12 protein-coding genes are annotated in these 13,517 nt (G+C 70.9%); 1 reads left to right on the top strand and 11 read right to left on the bottom strand.

The genetic code is table 11. The features are described from left to right. Nucleotides 1-7: 7 nt before the first annotated feature. On the bottom strand, nucleotides 8-766 hold the full coding sequence (locus ACAM54_RS03800) for an SDR family oxidoreductase (protein ID WP_145742139.1): 759 nt from the start codon (nucleotides 764-766) through the stop codon (nucleotides 8-10). A 130-nt stretch (nucleotides 767-896) separates the two neighbouring features. On the opposite strand from ACAM54_RS03800, the gene ACAM54_RS03795 reads away from it, so the two are divergent. Further along, the gene (locus ACAM54_RS03795; RefSeq protein ID WP_369649897.1) at nucleotides 897-1,784 is read left to right on the top strand and encodes a substrate binding domain-containing protein; all 888 of its coding nucleotides are present in this window, start codon (nucleotides 897-899) and stop codon (nucleotides 1,782-1,784) included. A 9-nt stretch (nucleotides 1,785-1,793) separates the two neighbouring features. Here ACAM54_RS03795 and ACAM54_RS03790 read toward each other — a convergent pair whose 3' ends face one another. From ACAM54_RS03790 to ACAM54_RS03745, 10 genes are read right to left on the bottom strand one after another with little or no spacing between them, the layout of a single operon-like run. Then, on the bottom strand, nucleotides 1,794-2,657 hold the full coding sequence (locus ACAM54_RS03790) for an oxaloacetate decarboxylase (protein WP_145742143.1): 864 nt from the start codon (nucleotides 2,655-2,657) through the stop codon (nucleotides 1,794-1,796). Next, entirely contained in the window at nucleotides 2,654-4,069 is a 1,416-nt protein-coding gene (locus ACAM54_RS03785) for an FAD-dependent oxidoreductase (RefSeq protein WP_369649896.1), read from the bottom strand. The genes ACAM54_RS03790 and ACAM54_RS03785 overlap by 4 nt, the downstream gene beginning before the upstream one ends. Further along, on the bottom strand, nucleotides 4,066-4,662 hold the full coding sequence (locus ACAM54_RS03780) for a cysteine hydrolase family protein (RefSeq protein ID WP_369649895.1): 597 nt from the start codon (nucleotides 4,660-4,662) through the stop codon (nucleotides 4,066-4,068). The genes ACAM54_RS03785 and ACAM54_RS03780 overlap by 4 nt, the downstream gene beginning before the upstream one ends. Further along, complete coding sequence (locus tag ACAM54_RS03775; protein WP_145742149.1) at nucleotides 4,659-6,713, bottom strand: hydantoinase/oxoprolinase family protein; 2,055 nt, start codon at nucleotides 6,711-6,713, stop codon at nucleotides 4,659-4,661. The genes ACAM54_RS03780 and ACAM54_RS03775 overlap by 4 nt, the downstream gene beginning before the upstream one ends. Beyond that, nucleotides 6,710-8,395 (bottom strand): hydantoinase B/oxoprolinase family protein, encoded by a 1,686-nt coding sequence (locus ACAM54_RS03770; protein ID WP_369649894.1) that lies wholly within the window; start codon nucleotides 8,393-8,395, stop codon nucleotides 6,710-6,712. The genes ACAM54_RS03775 and ACAM54_RS03770 overlap by 4 nt, the downstream gene beginning before the upstream one ends. A gap of 2 nt (nucleotides 8,396-8,397) precedes the next feature. Continuing rightward, nucleotides 8,398-9,366 carry a Bug family tripartite tricarboxylate transporter substrate binding protein gene (locus ACAM54_RS03765; RefSeq protein WP_369649893.1) on the bottom strand — a complete coding sequence of 323 codons (969 nt, stop codon included), beginning with the start codon at nucleotides 9,364-9,366 and terminating at the stop codon, nucleotides 8,398-8,400. Between the two features lie 30 nt (nucleotides 9,367-9,396). Then, complete coding sequence (locus ACAM54_RS03760; RefSeq protein WP_369649892.1) at nucleotides 9,397-10,740, bottom strand: MmgE/PrpD family protein; 1,344 nt, start codon at nucleotides 10,738-10,740, stop codon at nucleotides 9,397-9,399. Next, on the bottom strand, nucleotides 10,721-11,251 hold the full coding sequence (locus ACAM54_RS03755; protein ID WP_369649891.1) for a 3-isopropylmalate dehydratase: 531 nt from the start codon (nucleotides 11,249-11,251) through the stop codon (nucleotides 10,721-10,723). Before ACAM54_RS03755 ends, ACAM54_RS03760 begins: the two co-directional genes overlap by 20 nt. Further along, nucleotides 11,248-12,537, bottom strand: coding sequence for a 3-isopropylmalate dehydratase large subunit (locus ACAM54_RS03750; protein ID WP_369649890.1), 1,290 nt, complete (start codon nucleotides 12,535-12,537; stop codon nucleotides 11,248-11,250). The genes ACAM54_RS03755 and ACAM54_RS03750 overlap by 4 nt, the downstream gene beginning before the upstream one ends. Further along, on the bottom strand, nucleotides 12,534-13,499 hold the full coding sequence (locus tag ACAM54_RS03745) for a tripartite tricarboxylate transporter substrate binding protein (RefSeq protein ID WP_369649889.1): 966 nt from the start codon (nucleotides 13,497-13,499) through the stop codon (nucleotides 12,534-12,536). The genes ACAM54_RS03750 and ACAM54_RS03745 overlap by 4 nt, the downstream gene beginning before the upstream one ends. Nucleotides 13,500-13,517 lie beyond the last annotated feature (18 nt).

The raw sequence follows: 13,517 nt of genomic DNA, 5'->3' as shown, positions 1-13,517 counted from the left end.
TCCCGAATCAGAACTCCTGCGAGACCGGCCGCAGCACCACCTCGTTGATGTCCACGTCCGCGGGCTGCTCCACGGCATAGACCACCGCGCGCGCCACCGAATCGGCGGGAATCTGGTTGGCCTCGTAGAACGCCTTCACGCCGGCCGCGCTCTCGGCGTCGGTGCTGCCGAACTTCAGCTCCGACTCCACCGCGCCGGGCGAGACGATGGTCACGCGCACGCCGCTGTTGCCCATCTCGACGCGCAGCCCTTCGGAGATGGCGCGCACCGCATGCTTGGTCGCGCTGTAGACGGTGCCGATCGGCGTGAACACCTTGAGCCCCGCAATCGACGCGACGTTGACGATGTGGCCGCCGCCCTGGGCCTGCATGCGCGGCAGCACCGCGGCAATGCCGTAGAGCACGCCCTTGATGTTGACGTCGATGGTGCGGTCCCACTCGTCGACCTTGAGCTTCTCGATCGGCGACAGCGGCATCACGCCCGCGTTGTTGACCAGCACGTCGATGCGGCCGAAGGCCTCGACCGTCGCTGCGGCAAGCTGCTCCAGGTCGGCACGCTTGGCCACGTCGGTGGCCACGGCGATGGCCTCGCCGCCGGCCTCGCGGATCTCGGCGACGACCTTCTCCAGCCGGTCGGTGCGGCGCGCCGCGAGCACCACCTTGGCGCCGCGCGCGGCCAGGTGGCGCGCTGTCGATTCGCCGAGCCCGCTGCTCGCGCCGGTGACGATGGCGACCTTGCCGCGGATGTTGTCTTGAACGGATGTCATGGGAAATTCCTTTCGGATGTGTTGTTGAAGAAGTGCATGCAGTGTGGAAAATCCACGCGTTCCCGTAAATGAAACTCTGGCGACTTCAGAATTCCTTGACCTGGAATACACCTTCTCTTGAAAGCCCCCCATGGCCAACCGTCTCGAAGCCCTGCGCGTGTTCTGCACCGCCGCCGCCGCTGCCAATTTCCGCGAGGCCGCCGCGCGCCTGTCCGTTTCGCCGCAGGTCGTGACGCGCGCGGTGCGCGAGCTGGAAGAAGAACTGGGCGAGCCGCTGTTCCACCGCAGCACGCGCGGCGTGCAGCTCACCGATTTCGGCCGGCAGCTCGCCGAGCGCGCGCGTGCCGCGGTCGGCGGCGTCGATGCGCTGTTCCACCGCGCCGACCGGCGCGCGCTGTCGCAGCACGCGGGCACGGTGCGCGTCACCGCGCCCAACGTGTTCGGCCGGCGCCTGATCCCGGAAGCGCTCGCGCCGATGCTGGCCGCGCATCCGGGCCTGGTGCTCGACCTGCGGCTGTCGGAGGCGCATGCCGACGTGGTCGACGAACAGATCGACATCGGCGTGCGCGCGGGCCCGATCCGCGATGCGCGCTTCGTTGCGCGCACGGTCGGCAAGATGCGGCTCCACGTGGTGGCCGCGCCCGCGCTGGTCGAGCGCACCGGCATCCCGAAGAGTCTCGACATGCTGCCCGGTTTTCCGCTCACCGCGCTGATGGACCGCAGCTCGGGCCGCCCGTGGTCCTGGTTCTTCAGCAAGGGGCGGCAGGTGCCGGTCGCCGCGCCGGCCTTCGTCACCGATGACGTCGATGCCGAATGCGCCGCGGTGCGCGCGGGCCTGGGCTTCGGCCAGCTCGTGGGGCCGCTGGCCGAGCCGCTGCTGCAGTCGGGCGAGCTGGTGGCGGTGCTCGAAGCCGAAGCCCCAGAGCCCTGGCCGATCCACGTCTACCGCTCGCAGCGCGCGCCGGTGCCCGCGCGCGTGCGGCTGGTGTATGACGAGCTGGTCCGCGTGCTGCGCTGAGGCGGCAGGTCAGTCGTACTTCTGTCCGGTGCGCATCAGTTCCGGCGTGCCGATCACCTCGTTGAGGGCGTCGAAGTCCAGCATCTGCGGCCGCCACGGCTGCGTGGTGCGGTGCCGGTGCAGGCTCGCGTAGTAGCCTTGCAGCGTATGGACCACGGCGCGTGCGGTGCCGCCCGGAAAGATCGCGATGCGAAAGCCATGGGCCTGCAGCGCATCGGCATCCTGGATCGGTGTCTTGCCGCCTTCGACCATGTTGGCGAGCAGCGGCACGCGGTCGCCGAAGCGCCGGCAGGCGGCGTCCATCTGCCCGGGCGAGCGCAGCGCCTCGATGAAGAGCGCATCGACGCCGCAGGCGAGGTAGGCCTCGGCGCGGTCGAGCGCGGCCTCCAGCCCTTCGACCGCGACCGCATCGGTGCGCGCGAGGATCAGCGTGTCGCTCGAGGTGCGCGCGTCCAGCGCGGCTTTCAACTTGCCGACCATCTCGCGCTCGGGCACCACGGTCTTGCCGTCGAGGTGGCCGCAGCGCTTGGGAAAGGTCTGGTCCTCGATCTGCACCATCGCCGCGCCCGCGCGCTCGAATCCGCGCACGGTGCGCTGCGTGTTGAGCGCGTTGCCGAAGCCCGTGTCGGCATCGACGATCACGGGCAGGTTCACGCGCTCGGTGATGCGCGCGAGCGTGTCGGCCACCTCGGTGAAGGTGGTCAGGCCGATGTCGGAGCGGCCGAGCCGCGTGTAGGCGATCGATGCGCCCGAGAGGTACAGCGCCTCGAAGCCGGCCTGCTCGGCCACGAGGGCGCTGAGGGCGTCGTACACGCCGGGTGCGAGCACGATGTCGTTGCGCGCGAGCCGGGTCTTGAAGGATGGATTCGTCATGCGGATGCTTCCGTCGATTGGATCAGTGCGGCCGCCGTGCGCGCCGCGATGTAGCCGCCGGCCACGGCGCTCAGCAAGCCGTTGCCGGAGAGATAGCCCCACACCGCATCGCCCGACACGCCGCCCGCCGCGCCGCCGGCGGCGAACAGGTTGGCGAAGGGCGTGCCGTCGTGCCGCAGCACGCGCATGTCGGGCGCGGTGTCGAGGCCGCCCTGGGTGTGGAACAACGCACCCGTGACCTTGACTGCGAAGTACGGCGCTTCGAGTGCGCGTGCGAACACGCGGCCATCGGGCGGCGGCGTGCCGGCGCGCATGGCGTCGAGCGTGCCCTGCAAGGCGGAAGGCTCGCAGCCGATGCAATCCGCCAGCGCAGCCACCGATTCGCAGCGGCGCAGCGCACCTGCCGCTTCGGCCTCGCAGAAGTCGGGAAAGCCCCGCGCCAGTGCAAGCAGCGGCGTGTCGAACACGTTCCATGCAATGCCGCCCGGTTGCGCGAGCACGTGCACGGCGGCTTCCGAGTAGCCCTGCGTCTCGTCGTGGAAGCGCCGCCCCTCGCGGTTGAGCTGTACGCCGCCCTCCATCATCACGGCCCAGGACATCAGCGCGCCTTGCGGCGTGACCCACGAGCCATGGCCCTGGTAGCCGCCCAGGTCGCGCAGGCGTGCGCCCAGCGCTTCGCCCCAGAGGATCGCGCTGCCGTCGTTGCCGGCATGGCCGCCGAAGGTGGCTTCGGCCATCTCGGGCAGCAGCGTGCGGACCATTTCCGAATTACCGCCGAAGCCGTTGCAGGCGAGCAGCAGTGCGCCGCAGCCCAGCGTTTCGCGGCTGCCGCCGGGCCGCGCACAGTCGATGCCGATCACGCGGTCTCCGTCGTCGAGCACCAGCGTGTCGACCAGCGCCTGCGTCAGCACCGGAATGCCCGCGGCCTCGACGGCCGCCTGCAGTGTCGCCATCAGCGATGCGCCGGTCTTCTGCGGCAGCGCATGCATCCGATGCACGCTGTGGCCCGGATAGAGAAAGCCGTCGAGCAGCATCCACTGCAGGCCGTGCCGCTCCTGCAGCGCATCGAGCGCCGGCCCGATGGCGGCCGCATAGGCCTCGACCAGCGCGGGCGCCGCGCGGCCATGGGCCTTGGCCTGGATGTCGGCGGCGAAGCGCTCGGCACTGTCGTCCTGCACGCCATGCGCCCGCTGCGTGCGCGTGCCGGGCGCGGGAATGAAGCCCGAGGACAGCGCGGTCGAGCCGCTCGGCAACGCATCGCGCTCCAGCACCACGCAGTCCACGCCCGCATCGGCCAGCATCAGCGCGGCCGTGAGCCCGCAGGCACCGCCGCCGACGATGGCCACCGGCACCTGCACCTCGGCCCTGACCTGTGCCGCGCGGCGGATGTGGCGCGAGGGGCTTGCCGTCATGCGAGCGATGCGATGAAGGCCGCGCAGTCGATCACCTCGGCCACGTTGCGCATGTCGGCCAGCGAGGTCTGATGGCGCTCTTCGCCGAAGGCCGCGCAGCCGTCGGCCAGCACCAGCGTGCGGTAGTCGCGCATGTGCGCATCGCGCACGGTGCTGGCCACGCCGCCGTTGGTCACGATGCCGCACACCGCCACGGTGTCGATGCCCGCGCGGCGCAGCACCCAGTCGAGCTGGGTGTTGAAGAAGGCCGAATACGCGACCTTGCTGACCGCCACGTCGACGAGTCCGGCCAGCGCATCGACATTCGCCTGGCCCCAGCTGCCGGGCGCGAAGTCGCCCTTCCTCAGATAAGGACGCAGCGCCTTCAGGTGCGGCGACACCATCGGCTCGCCGGCCGCATCGGGCCACAGCGTGAACTGGCTGGCCACCACGAGGCCGCCCGCGGCCTTGAGCGCGCGCGCCACTTCGGCCACGCGCACCGGCAGAAGCAAGGCCGGCGGGTTGGTGTCGCCGCCGCGCGCATAGGCGCCCTTGGCATCGAGGAAGTCGTTCTGCAGGTCGATGATGACCAGCGCCGTCTTCGCTGCGCTCATGACGGCCTCACCAGCAGGTTGCCGTGCGCATCGACCTCGGCGTGGAAGCCGGGTTCGAGCCACACAGTGGTGTCGGCCTGCTCGAGGATCGCAGGCCCTTCGATGCGCGCGGCCACCGGCAGCTCGAGCCGCGCGTAGCGCACGGCCTCGTGCCACTGGCCATGGTGGAACACGCGCTGCGTGCCCAGCGGCGCGGTGCTGCCCTGCCCTTCGGGGGCCAGCACCTTCAGGTCGAACTTGGGCCGCACGCCAATGCGCGCATAGCGCAGGTTCATCACGCGGATCGGGATGCCGTCGAGCACCCGGCCGAAAGCGGCGCTGTAACTGGCCTCGAATGCGGCGCGAATGGATTGCGCGGTGATCGGCGTACGGCCCGCATCGGCCAGCACCACGGGCAGCGTGTGGGTCTGGCCCGTATAGAGCATGTCGAGCGCGATCACTTCGCGCACTTCGTCGAAGCGCACGCCCGAGGAGTCGAGGCGCTGCTGGCAGGCGGCCGAAAGTTCGTCGATGCGGCGCTGCAGGTCGGCCACGTCGAGTTCGGCCAGCGGCCTGTTGAGGGTCTGCACCGCGTCGTGGCGCATGTCGGCGATCACGCAGCCCAGCGCCGAGGTCACGCCGGGATAGCGCGGCACGATGCCGGTGGCGACGCCCACCTCGCGCATCATCGCGCACACATGCAGCGCACCGCCGCCGCCGAAGGGCATGTACGCGAAGCGGCGCGGATCGTGCCCGCGCTCGATCGACACGAGGCGGATCGCGCCCGCCATGCGCGCATTGGCCACGGTAAGGATCGCCTCGGCCGCGGCGTGCACATCGAGGCCCAGCGGGCGCGCGACGTGCGCCTCGATGGCCTGCCGGGACTTCTCTGCGTCCAACGCCGCGAGCAGCCCGCCACCGAGCGGCCGGTCGGCGGCGATGCGGCCGAGCAGCACGTTGGCATCGGTCACGGTCGGGCGCATGTTGCCGCGCCCGTAGCACGCCGGTCCCGGCACGCTGCCGGCGGACTCGGGGCCAACCTGCAACATGCCGCTCGCATCCACGGAAGCGATGGAACCGCCACCCGCGCCGATGGTTTCGATCTGGATCATCGGCGAGCGGATCACCATGCCGAACTCGATCGCGGTCTGCGCGGCCAGCGCAGCCTCGCCGTTGGCCACCAGCGACACGTCGAACGAGGTGCCGCCCATGTCGCCGGTGATCGCATTCGGAAAACCCGCGGCGCGCGCGATGGCCGCGCAGGCGATCACGCCGGCCGCCGGGCCCGAGAGCGCGGTGCGCACCGGCAGGTCGCTCGCGGTCTGGCGCGACATCACGCCGCCGTTGCTCTGCACCACCAGCAGCTCGCCCGCGAAGCCCTGCGCGCGCAGGTCGGCTTCGAGGCGGCCGAGGTAGCTGCCGACCACCGGCTGCAGCGCCGCATTGAGCGTGGCGGTCGAGCAGCGCTCGAACTCGCGGATCTCGGGCAGCACCTCGCTGGCCGAGGTGACGTGCGGGTTGGGCCAGAGCGCGCGCACGGCCGCCACGGCGAGCCGTTCGTTCTCGGGGTTGGCGTAGGTGTTGATGAAGAACACGCAGACGGCCTCGCAACCGGCCTCGAGCAGCGAGCGTGCTTCGGCGCGCACCTGGTCCAGGTCGACCGGCGTGTGCAGCGTGCCGTCGGCCAGCACGCGCTCGTCGACTTCGCGGCGCAGGTCGCGCGGCACCACGGGCACGAAGCTGCCGCGCAGGCCCCAGGTCTCGGGCCGGTCGCGGCGGCGCATCTCGAGCACGTCGCGAAAGCCGCGCGTGGTGATGATGCCGGTGCGCGCCACCTTGCGTTCGAGCAGCGCATTGGTGCCGACGGTGGTGCCATGCACGATGGTGGCGATGGCCGCGGCCGAATCGGCCACGCGCGCCACGCCGTTCATGAAGCCGCGCGCTTCCTCGCCGCGCGTGGAGGGCACCTTGACGATGCGCGCGCTGCCGTTGGCCTCATCGAGCACGAACAGGTCGGTGAAGGTGCCGCCGACATCGACGCCGACGACCAGGGATTTGCTTGTGGTGCTCATTCGGATGCTTTCTTGCCGCCGCTAGCGGCCGTGACGTAGCCCATGGCAGCATCGGCTTCGCGCTGCGAAGCGGGCCGCTCGCCGGAACGGCCCCAGCCGCCGCCGCCGGGCGTTTCGAGCCGCACGCGCTCGCCGCGCGCGAGCTGGATGCCGCGCATCTTCGACACCATGGGCGGCGTGTGCCATTCGCCCGCGTTCTCGTAGCGGAACACGTTGAGGGCGCCCGGGCCGCCGCCCGCGATGCCCTTGGGCGGCGAGGTGCCGCGCTCGCCGAAGACGAACACCTCGGCGTCCGTCTCGAGCAGTTCGATCTCGTAGACGGCGCCGAGGCCGCCGCGGTGCCGGCCGTCGCCGCCCGAATCGGCGCGCAGCGACCATTCGGTGAAGCGCACGGGGTAGGCGGCCTCGAGGATTTCGAGCGGCGGAATCGTCGCGGTCGAGATCGGCGCGTTGCCGTGCGACAGGCCGTCGCCGCCCGAATGGCCGCCGTGCCCGCCGCCGAAGAAGCTGAACATCACCCAGCGCTGGCCTTCGCGGCCCTTGTCGCTGCGGTGGCCCGCGATCGACAGCGCGTTGATGGTGCCGTAGGCCTGCGCCACCGCGCGCGTGGGGTCGGCCTGCGCGGCGGCGCTGAAGATCACGTCGATCATGCGCAGGATGGTCTCGGTGTAGCCGCCGACCGGGCGCGGGCGCTCGGCGCTGATCACCAGCTTGTCGGGAATCACGAAGTCCACCGCGTCCAGCACGCCGGCGTTCGCGGGCACGTCGGGGAACAGGTGCTTGAGCGCGACGTAGCAGGCCGCGACCGCCGTGGCGCGCGAAATGTTCACCGGCCCCGCGCATTGCGGCGAGGTGCGCGAGAAGTCGAGCGTGAGCCGGTCGCCGGCCACCGTCATGTCGAGCGCGATGGTGAGCGGCTGGTTGACGATGCCGTCGTTGTCGAGCACGTCCCCGAAGCTGTAGCGGCCGTCGGGCAGCGAGGCGATGTGCGAGCGCATGAGGCGCAGCGCGCGGCCGCGCAGCTCGCCGAGCGCATTCAGCACCAGGCCGTCGCCGTATTCGTCGAGCAGGCCGTGCAGCCGCTTCGCACCGAGCTCCAGCGCGGCGAGCTGGCCGTTGAGGTCGCCCCAGAGACTGTCGGGCAGGCGCGTGTTGGCCTGCAGGATGGCGAGCACGTCGGCATCGAGCACGCCGCCCTGCACGATGCGCACCGGCGGAATCTGCACCGCCTCCTGCCAGCACTCGGTGGCCGCGGGGTTGTAGTTGCCGGGCACCGCGCCGCCCACGTCGTGCCAGTGCGCGGCCGAGGCCATGTAGCAATACAGCTTGCCGTTGCGGAAGAAGGGCTTGACCAGCTTGAAGTCGTTGGCGTGCGTGCCGCCGTCGTAGGCATCGTTGCTGATCCAGATGTCGCCGTCCTTCATGCCGCCGCGCGGCGCGGCCGCCTTGGCGGTGGCGCGCACCGCGAAGGCCATCGCGCCCACGAACACCGGCAGGCCCGACTTGCCCTGCACCAGCGTGTCGCCGGTCGTGGCGTCGTAGAGGCCGTGGCAGGCGTCGTGCGCCTCGGCAATGATGGGATTGAACGCGCTGCGGTAGAGCGTGGCGTCCATCTCGTCGGCCACCTGTTCGAGGCGGCCGCGCAGCACGGCGAGCGTGACGGGGTCGAGGGTGTCGTTCATGTTCAGTCCACTTTCGCGCCGCTGGTCTTGACGACCTTGGCCCATTTGTCGATCTCGCGCTTCACGTGCGCGGCGAATTCCGCTTGCGTGGAGCCCACGGGCTCCGCGCCCAGCGCCGTCAGCTTCTCGCGCACCTCCGGCAGCTTCAGGATGCGCTGCACCTCGGCCGAGAGCTTGTCCACCACGGGCTGCGGCGTGCCCTTGGGCGCGAACAGGCCCGACCATGCATCGGCGTAGAAGCCCGGGTAGGTCTCGGCGATGGTCGGCAAGTCGGGCAATGACGGCGCGCGGCGCAGGCTGGTGAGCGCAATGGTGCGCAGCTTGCCGGCCTTGACGTGCGGCAGCGCCGACGGGAGCCCGTCCACCATCATCTGCACCTGCCCCGCGAGCAGGTCGGACACCGCCGGCGCGCTGCCCTTGTAAGGCACGTGCGTGATGTCGACGCCGGCCTCGGACTTGAGCATTTCCATGCCCAGGTGCGCGGCCGTGCCGTTGCCGAGCGAGGCGTAGTTGAGCTTGCCGGGCTCCTTCTTCGCAAGCGCCATGAGCTCGGCCAGGTTCTTCGCGGGCACCGAGGGATGCACCACCAGCACGTTGGGCACCACCGCCACCTGGCTGATGGCGACGAAGTCGGCCACCGGGTCGTAGGGCATCCTGCTGTAGAGCGAGGTGTTGATCGCATGCGAGCCGGTCACGCCCATCACCAGCGTGTAACCGTCGGCCGGCGCCTTGGCGACGAGGTCGGAGCCGACGTTGCCGCCCGCGCCCGCACGGTTGTCGACCACCACCGGCTGGCCCCAGTGCTCGCCCATCTTCACGGCAACCAGCCGCGCCGCCGCGTCGGTGGCGCCGCCCGGCGGGAACGGCACGACGATGCGGATCGCCTTGTTCGGAAAATCGCCCGCCTGCGCGGCGGCGACCAGCGGCAGGCAGACAAGGAGCGTGCTCGCGAGATGGCGCAGGAGTTTCATGGTGGGTAGGTGGTGAGAGTGATGAGTGGTTCAGGCGTCGGCAAGCTGCTGCCACAGCTCGCGGAGACTGGTGCCTGCGGGCGCGTCCAGCACGCCTTCGCAGAAGCGCGCGGCCTTCGGGCCCGGCACGCTGTGCGCGGCGTAGTGCGCGAACTTGGCGATGAGCGCCGCGCGGTCGAGCGGGCGGGCAGCGTCCCCCGCGATGGTGCCGACGGCTGCCTCGAGCGTGCCGCCCGCGTGCGACACCTGGAGCGTGGCACCGCGTTGCCCGCGTGCCGTCAGTCCGGCATCGGCTTCGAGCACGACCAGGGCTTCGAGCCGACGCAGTTCGAGGTCGTCGAAACGCGGCACGGCATAAACGGAGGGATCGACATCGCCGAAGCGCAGCATCGCCGCGACGCCGAAAGACAGGCTGAACTGCGCCTGGATCGGCGTGCGCGGCGCGCGGTTGCCGCAGTAGACGATCGCCTCTTCGTATATCTTGAGCACGATGCCCTGGATGCCGGTGGTGTCCCGGGCCAGCTGCTCGCGGATCTGGCGCGCGGCAGTGGCACCGTAGTGCACGTGGCGCACGGCCGCGAAGGGCTTGAGATAGGCATCGCGCAGCAGCGGCGTCGCCGCACCGGGCATCGGCTGCGCGGTCGCTGCCGAATGCGTGTGCGCGTAGTGATCCAGCGCACCGTCCGGCGCGTCGATGCCCGCTGCGCTGGCAAAGGCCGCCTGCAGCCCCAGCGATGCGCTGTGGCCGAGGTAGGTGTTGCGCGCGGTGCGGCCCTGCTGCACCGGCAGGTAGAGGCTGGTCGCGAGCTGGCAGGCCGCGATGTCGATGGCCTGCACGATGCCCGCCGGCGGCAGCGCGAGCAGGCGCGCCACGCCGGCCGCGACGCCCAGCGCGGGCCAGTTCGCATCGACATGCATGCCGGGCCGGATGCGCAGCCAGGCGCCGCAGCGCGCGCCGACCTCGTAGCCGAGCACGAAGGCATCGATGAACTCGCCAAGGCTGGCGCTGCGCCGCAGCGCAAGTGGCAGCAGCGCCGCCACCAGCGGCACGCCGGGCCGGCCGTGCGCGAGTGCATGGCCCTCGCAGGCCTCGTCCCAGGTCGCGGCCATGGCCAGCACCTGCGCGGCGGCCTGCACCGCCATCGGCGGGCCGCCGGGGAAAGCGAAATCGCCGGGCTCGCAAGCCGCGAGCGCGGCTTCGAGGCGCTGCACCTCGCTCGCATGCCGGCCCGCGAGTGCGCAGCCGGCCGTGTCGACCAGCAGGCGCCGCGCCTGCGACGCGGCCTCGGCGGTGGCCGACTGCGCCGCGTGCAGCGCCACCGTGGCCTGCAGCACGGCACGTTGCGGATCGTGTTCAGTGCCAGTGCTGTGCATCGGCTTCCTTCTTCGCTGCCATGCGCCGGCGCAACAGCCGCAGCAGGCCGCCGGCATCGACCATCTCCATCAGGAAGCCCGGCACGGGCTCGCAGGCGAGCGTGTGCGCATCGGCGGTGCGCACGGCGGGCGTGCGGGTGTCGAGCACGATGCGTTCGCCGTCCTGCAGCGACTCGGCTTCGGCGCAGGTCAGAAGCAGCAGGCCCACGTTGAAGGCATTGCGAAAATACAGGCCGCTGTATGAAGGCGCAATCACCGCGGCCACGCCCAGCTGAACGAGCACGGCCACGGCCTGCTCGCGCGACGAGCCGATGCCGAAGTTGGGGCCGGCCACGATCACGTCGCCCGGTTGCACCTTGCTTGCGAACTCGGGGCGGATGGCTTCGAGGCAATGCTTCGCGATGACGTCGATGCCGTGCTTCATCGCATGGCCGGGCGCGAGCGCATCGGTGTCGATGTCGGCGCCCAGGCGCCAGACCCGATGCGGGCGGTGCAGGATGTCGGTAGTCATGCGAGCACCTCGCGCGGATCGGTCACGCAGCCGCGCAGTGCGGCCGCCGCCACCGTGTAGGGCGAGCCCAGGTACACCTGCGCGGTCGGCGAGCCCATGCGGCCCTTGAAGTTGCGTGCCGTGGTCGAGATCACCGTGATGCCGTCGCCCATCGGATCGCCGTAGCCCGAGCAAGCGCCGCAGGCGGTCGGGAACAGTTCGGCGCCAGCGTCCATCAGCACCTGCAGCACGCCCTCTTCGCGCGCCCGCTCCTGGTCGTGCAGGCTGGCCGGCGCCACGATCAGGCGGATGCCCGCCGCCACCTTGTGGCCGCGCAGCACCTGGGCCGCGGCGCGCAGGTCGTCGAGCTTGGCGCCGGTGCAGGCGCCGATGTAGGCCACGTCGACATGCGTGCCCAGGTACCGGCTCACGCCGTGCGCGTTGGCCGGGCTGTGCGGCGCGGCGACGTAGGGCTCGAGCGTGGCGGCGTCGAAGCGGTGGTGCGTGAGCGCGGCGCCTTCGTCGGTGAACCAGGGTGCCATGTCGACCGGCGGGGCGCCGGCTTGTGCGAGGAACGCGGCGGTGGTGGCATCGGGCGCGATCAGGCCGGCCTGCGCACCCAGCTCGGCGCTCATGTTGGAGAGCGTCATGCGCTCCTGCATCGACAGCGCGGCGACGGCCGGACCCGCGAACTCCACCGCCTGGTAGCGCCCGCCGTTCATGCCGAAGCGGCCGATCATGTGCAGCATCATGTCCTTGGCGGTCACGCCGGCGGGCAGCGCGCCGTCCCACCACATGCGGATGGTCTCGGGCACGCGCAGCCAGATCTCGCCGATGACCATCACGCCCAGCATCTCGGTGCTGCCGATGCCGAACATGTAGGCGCCGAATGCGCCGCCCGTGGGCGAATGCGAATCGCCGCCCACGCACAGCATGCCGGGGCGGATGTGGCCGTGCTGCGGCACCACCACGTGGCAGATGCCCTGGCTGTCGTACACGTGCGGCAGCTGCTGCTCGCGCGCCCAGTCGCGCGCGATGCGCACGATGCGGCGCGAGTCGTCGTCGCGCTCGGGCACGTAGTGGTCCATGACCAGCACCACGCGGGAGCGGTCCCAGATCTGCGCGCCGAGCTCCTCGAGCATCGGCTGCAGCCGGCGCGGACCCGAGGAGTCGTGGAACATGGCCATGTCGACGCCGCAGGTCACGATCTCTCCCACCGCCACCTGCGCGCGGCCGCTGGCGCGCGCGATGAGCTTCTGCGCCAGCGTCTGCTGCGCCAGCGCGCGGTCTGAAGCGTTGAAGGTCATTCCGGCTTGGCTCCCGAGAACTTGACGACCTTGGCCCAGCGCGTGATCTCGCTCTGCACGAAGGCGGCGAACTGCTCGGACGAGTTGCCCACCGGTATCGCACCCTCGGTGTCGAGGCGCTGGCGCATGTCGGCCTGCTGCAGCGCATGGCGCGCGGCGTCGCCGATCTGCTTCACGCGGTCCGCCGGCATGCGGGCCGGGCCGAAGAGGCCGAACCATGCGCTCGACTCGTAGCCCGGCAGCGCCTCGGCGATCGCGGGCACGTCGGGAAAGGCCGGCAGCCGTTTGCCCGTGGTCACGCCCAGTGCCCTGAGCTTGCCGGCCTGGATGTGCGCCTTGACGTTGCCCACGGCCGCGAACATCAGCTGCACCTGGCCGGCGAGCACGTCCTGCACGGCGGGCGAGGTGCCCTTGTAGGGGATGTTCACGATGTCGACGCCCGACTGCATCTTGAAGGCCTCGCCCGCCATGTGCAGCGACGAGCCCACCGCGCCGATCGCAAAGTTGAGCTGGCCCGGCTTCGCCTTGGCGAGTGCAATGAGCTCGCGCACGTCCTTCGCAGGCACCGACGGATGCGCGACGAGGATCGAGGGCGAGGTCGCCACGCAGGTGAGCGCGGTGAAGTCCCTCACCGGGTCGAAGGGCAGCGTCGGATAGAGCGTGGCATTGATCGCATGGCTGGTGAAGCTCATCAGCAGCGTGTTGCCGTCGGGTGCGGCCTTGGCCACGGCATCGGCCGCGATGTTGCCGCCCGCGCCGGGCCGGTTCTCGACGATCACCGTGCGGCCGAGCGCCGGCCCCATGCTGACGGCCAGCGAACGGGCCAGCGTGTCGGTCGAGCCGCCGGCGGGGGCGCCGACGAGGATGCGGACCGGCGCATTGCCGATCTGCGCGCGTGCACCGCCGGCCATGGCCAGCGAGGCCAGCGCGGTGGACGAAATGAGGATGTCGCGGCGTTTCATGAAGTCTCCTGGCTCATT

This window comes from Variovorax sp. V93 (assembly GCF_041154485.1).
GTDB classification, from domain to species: Bacteria; Pseudomonadota; Gammaproteobacteria; order Burkholderiales; family Burkholderiaceae_C; genus Variovorax; species Variovorax beijingensis_A.
The sequence above is the reverse complement of the archived record's forward strand: the minus strand, read 5'-3'. Positions and strand labels throughout refer to the sequence as shown.

What these genes read in the sequence shown, in the direction of transcription:
- ACAM54_RS03775 (WP_145742149.1), bottom strand. Translation starts at nt 6,713, where the DNA reads ATGAGCACCACAAGCAAATCCCTGGTCGTCGGCGTCGATGTCGGCGGC.
- ACAM54_RS03750 (WP_369649890.1), bottom strand. Translation starts at nt 12,537, where the DNA reads ATGACCTTCAACGCTTCAGACCGCGCGCTGGCGCAGCAGACGCTGGCG.
- ACAM54_RS03745 (WP_369649889.1), bottom strand. Translation starts at nt 13,499, where the DNA reads ATGAAACGCCGCGACATCCTCATTTCGTCCACCGCGCTGGCCTCGCTG.
- ACAM54_RS03780 (WP_369649895.1), bottom strand. Translation starts at nt 4,662, where the DNA reads ATGAGCGCAGCGAAGACGGCGCTGGTCATCATCGACCTGCAGAACGAC.
- ACAM54_RS03800 (WP_145742139.1), bottom strand. Translation starts at nt 766, where the DNA reads ATGACATCCGTTCAAGACAACATCCGCGGCAAGGTCGCCATCGTCACC.
- ACAM54_RS03765 (WP_369649893.1), bottom strand. Translation starts at nt 9,366, where the DNA reads ATGAAACTCCTGCGCCATCTCGCGAGCACGCTCCTTGTCTGCCTGCCG.
- ACAM54_RS03795 (WP_369649897.1), top strand. Translation starts at nt 897, where the DNA reads ATGGCCAACCGTCTCGAAGCCCTGCGCGTGTTCTGCACCGCCGCCGCC.
- ACAM54_RS03760 (WP_369649892.1), bottom strand. Translation starts at nt 10,740, where the DNA reads ATGCACAGCACTGGCACTGAACACGATCCGCAACGTGCCGTGCTGCAG.
- ACAM54_RS03790 (WP_145742143.1), bottom strand. Translation starts at nt 2,657, where the DNA reads ATGACGAATCCATCCTTCAAGACCCGGCTCGCGCGCAACGACATCGTG.
- ACAM54_RS03785 (WP_369649896.1), bottom strand. Translation starts at nt 4,069, where the DNA reads ATGACGGCAAGCCCCTCGCGCCACATCCGCCGCGCGGCACAGGTCAGG.
- ACAM54_RS03755 (WP_369649891.1), bottom strand. Translation starts at nt 11,251, where the DNA reads ATGACTACCGACATCCTGCACCGCCCGCATCGGGTCTGGCGCCTGGGC.
- ACAM54_RS03770 (WP_369649894.1), bottom strand. Translation starts at nt 8,395, where the DNA reads ATGAACGACACCCTCGACCCCGTCACGCTCGCCGTGCTGCGCGGCCGC.